This window comes from Olsenella sp. An293 (assembly GCF_002159495.1).
Lineage (GTDB): Bacteria > Actinomycetota > Coriobacteriia > Coriobacteriales > Atopobiaceae > Thermophilibacter.
On sequence record NZ_NFIT01000030.1, the window covers coordinates 1 to 3,856 of the forward strand.

2 protein-coding genes are annotated in these 3,856 nt (G+C 66.0%); one reads left to right on the forward strand and one right to left on the reverse strand.

Annotated features, from left to right (window positions below):
- Positions 1-642, forward strand: a 642-nt coding sequence (locus B5F85_RS10420) for an S-layer homology domain-containing protein (protein ID WP_143786179.1), incomplete at its 5' end; no start/stop codon positions are given.
- Positions 643-1,334: 692 nt separating this feature from the next.
- On the opposite strand, the gene B5F85_RS10425 is transcribed toward B5F85_RS10420, so the two are convergent.
- The coding region (locus tag B5F85_RS10425) for an S-layer homology domain-containing protein (RefSeq protein WP_143786180.1) at positions 1,335-3,856 on the reverse strand (2,522 nt) is incomplete at its 5' end.

Genomic DNA, 3,856 nt, shown 5'->3' on the forward strand with positions numbered 1-3,856 from the left:
AAGAAGATCTTCCTCGACGTGCCCGCCAACGAGTGGTACAGCCAGGGCGTCTACGACGCCGTCAAGCTCGGCTACATGAACGGCGACGGCGGCGGCAAGACCTTCGGCCCGATGCGCGAGCTCACCCGCGCCGAGGCGGCCTGTGTGCTCTTCAACATGGCCGGCGGCGACGACATGTACACCAACACCACCGTGCCCGGCTACGACGTCGAGAACAAGGTGTACGACACCGACTACACCGACGTGGAGGGCAACGAGTTCTTCGCCAAGGCCGTGGCCTGGTGCAAGGCGACCGGGATCATCAACGGCTACGCCGACGGCACCTTCGGCGTCTCCCGCAAGGTGACCAACGAGGAGTTCGCCTGCATGCTCGCGAACTACGCCAAGGCCAAGAACGAGTTCGAGGCCGTCGACGCCGACGAGGTCCTCGCGGCCTACCCCGACGCCTCCGTCGTCTCCGACTGGGCGAAGGACTCCGTGGCCTGGTGCGTCTCCGAGGGCATCATGGGCGGCGGCGCCAACATCTCGCCGGCCGGCTCCATCCTGCGCATGCGCGCGGCGACCATGGCCGTCAACGCGCAGCCCGAGAAGCTGAGCGACCTGGTCATCACCATCCCGTCGGTCAACCCCGACCGCCAGTAGCAAGACCCGAGTCCCTCCCCTCCGGGGGAGGGCTCCCCAGGGGGCTCATGAGGCCAGGCCGAGTGAGCCTCCCGGGGAGCCTACAAGGCTCGAGCAGGCTGTCAGCGTGGCGCAGGGCGTGACGGTGCCCTCCCCCTCTACGCTCGCAAGAGAGGGGGAGGGCGGCCCGTCTCGGGGGCAGCAATATCTAAGGGTTAATTGATTTGAGTGGGCGGCGCCCGGGTCTCCCCGGCGCCGCAGATTCAAGATTGTGCCTGTCTCGTGCTGTTTCAGCCCGCCTGGAGAGGCCGCGACGGCTGAGAAGAGAGAGGCTCGACTTGTATGTGCGGCGTCCGAAGGCGCCTGGGCGTAGCCATTTGCATGAGGGGAGAGCGACAGGAGCACCTGACCAGGCTCCTTCTAGTCCCCGTGGATCGTGGCATCCCCTAGGTGTAATTTGACCGGACAAGGCGAGGGACGGCGTCTGCCGTCCCTCGCCCAACCATTCGCAAATGTTCGCGTCTGCCGGCCCAGATGGGCCGCCCTCCCCCTCGCCGTTGCGAGCAATGAGGGGGAGGGCACCGTCACGCCCTGCGCCACGCTGACAGCCTGCTCGAGCCTAGTAGGCTCCCCGGGAGGCTCACTCGGCCTGGCCTCATGAGCCCCCTGGGGAGCCCTCCCCCGGAGGGGAGGGACTCGTTCAGGACGATAGGCTAGATGAGCGCGCTGCCAGCCTTCTCGGGCTGCGCGTTCACGGCCATGGTCGCCGCGCGCATGCGCAGGATGGAGCCGGCAGGCGAGATGGTGGCGCCGCCGCCCATGATGCCCTCGGAGACCGCCCAGGCGACGGAGTCCTTCGCCCAGTCGGAGACGACGGAGGCGTCGGGGTAGGCCGCGAGGACCTCGTCGGCGTCGACGGCCTTGTACTCGTTCTTGGCCTTGGCGTAGTTCGCGAGCATGCAGGCGAACTCCTCGTTGGTCACGAAGCGGGAGACGCCGAAGGTGCCGTCGGCGTAGCCGTTGATGATCCCGGTCGCCTTGCACCAGGCCACGGCCTTGGCGAAGAACTCGTTGCCGGCGACGTCGGAGTAGCCGGTCTCGTAGACGTTGCCGTTGGGAACGTATCCGGGAATGGTGGCGTCGTCGTAGTAGTTGTTGCCGCCGGCCATGTTGAAGAGCACGCACGCGGCCTCGGCGCGGGTGAGCTCGCGCATCGGGCCGAAGGTCTTGCCGCCGCCGTCACCGGTCATGTAGCCGTTGGTGGCGGCGTCGTAGACGGCCTGGCTGTACCACTCGTTGGCGGGCACGTCAAGGAAGACCTTCTTGTCGGTGACCTCGAACTCGGCGGGCTTGACGAGGCTGAAGTCGTAGTTCTTGACGCCCTTGGCGGCCTCGAAGGTGGCGGTGTACTTGCCGAGGTCCTTGACCTCTTCGACGGCCTTCGGGGTGTCATACCTGCCGTCGGACTTGAGGGCCGCGAGCTTGTAGCTGGCCTCGTAGGAGCCCGCGGGGACCTCGACCTCGACGCCGTCCTTGTAGAAGGTGAAGGAGGGCTCGATCGCCTCTCCGGTGTAGGCGAGGTAGCTCGTGCCGGAGGCGGTCAGGCTGGAGACGACCTTGGCGGAGTCAAGCTTCATCGCGGTGACCTTCACCTTGATGCTCTTGGTGCCGGAGATCTCGTAGCCGTTGCCCTTGACGGTGAGCGTGTACTCGCCGGCGTCGACGATGGAGTCGACGACCTTGCCGTCCTCGCCCTTGACCTCGAGGGTGTAGTCGTCGCCCTCCTCGAGGGTCTCGTCGCCGTCCTTGACAACGACGGTGACGTCGTCGAGGACGTCGGTGCCGTCGTACTCGGCCTCGATGCCCTTGGCTGCGTCGACGACCTCGCCCTTGTAGAGGAACGCGTACTCGTCGGTGGCGACCTTGCCGTTGACGACCTTGACGGTCACGGTCTGGACGTTGCTGCCGTAGGCCCACTCCTCGCTGGCCTCGGCGTTGACGCGGGCGCAGACCTTCCAGGTGCCGGCGGTCTTGAGCTTGGCGTCGTCGACGACGTTGCCGTTGATGTCGGTGACCCAGACGTCGACGAGGTCGGAGTCGAGCTTGGTCGTTCCGTCCTTGACGTTGACCTTGGAGAGGTCGAAGGACTGGCCCTCGGAGAGGTCGATCTCGGTCGGGGCATCGGTGAGGAAGTCGTCTCCGTAGTAGAAGTCGGTCGGCTGGAGGACCTTCTTCACGACGTAGAACGTGGCGTCGCCCTCGCCCTCGAAGTTCGCGGCATCCTCCGAGGCCTTGACGTGCGCGGTGTACTTGCCGGTGCCCACGAAGCCGCTGTTGAGCTTGATGTCGACCTTGTTGGCCGGCTTCACGAGCTCGACGCCGTTCGCGGTGACCTTGGTGATGCCGGTGTCAGCATTCCCGAACGCCGTAGCGGCCTCATCGTAGGTCATGTCGCCAATCTGGAGGTCGGCGGTGGAGAGGTTGAGCTTCTCGATGGTGAAGGCGATCTGCTTCACGTACTTCCAGTCGGCGTCGGCGATGTAGGCGATGTAGCTGCCGGCGTTGGTCGGAGCGGTGGTCGTGGCGCTATCCCAGGATCCGCCGGCCTCACCGTACTTGATCTGGTAGTCCTTGTTGTTCTTGAGCACGACGCCGTCGACAGCCACGCCGATCGACTGCTTCTCCTTGTTCCAGACGAACTCGTCGACGGTGGTGTCCTCGTTGCCGTCCGCGGCGTTGAAGATCACGGCGTCGTCGAGGTCGGTGCCGACCACGTTGAAGCGGTACTCGACGGTCTTGTCGAAGTAGGCGCTGTCCTTGTCGGTGATACGGACCCTGACGACGTACTTGCCGGCGACCCAGTCGTAGTCCTCGGCGGAGTCCTGGCTGGCGATGTTGGTGCTGAGGTCGTCGGCCTTGTAGTAGCCGAGCACGGCGTTCGCGTCGTCACCGGTGTAGTCGAGGTCGATGGTGTCGCCGAACTCGGGCTTGATCTGGGTCGGGACGAGATACTCGCCCGGGGCGAGGGTGATGGTGCCCTTCTCGGGGACCTCGATGTCGCTGGTGCCGTTGGTGGCAGCGACGAGCTTGGCGTCCTTGAGGTCGCCGGCGGGGTCCTGGGCCTGGAGGCTGACGTCAGCCCCGGTCGCCAGCGCGATCGCCGGGACCGCGCCGACGGAGAGGACGCCGACGAGCGCCGCGGTGACGACGCGGCGGGCCTTCCCCCCGTTGTTGG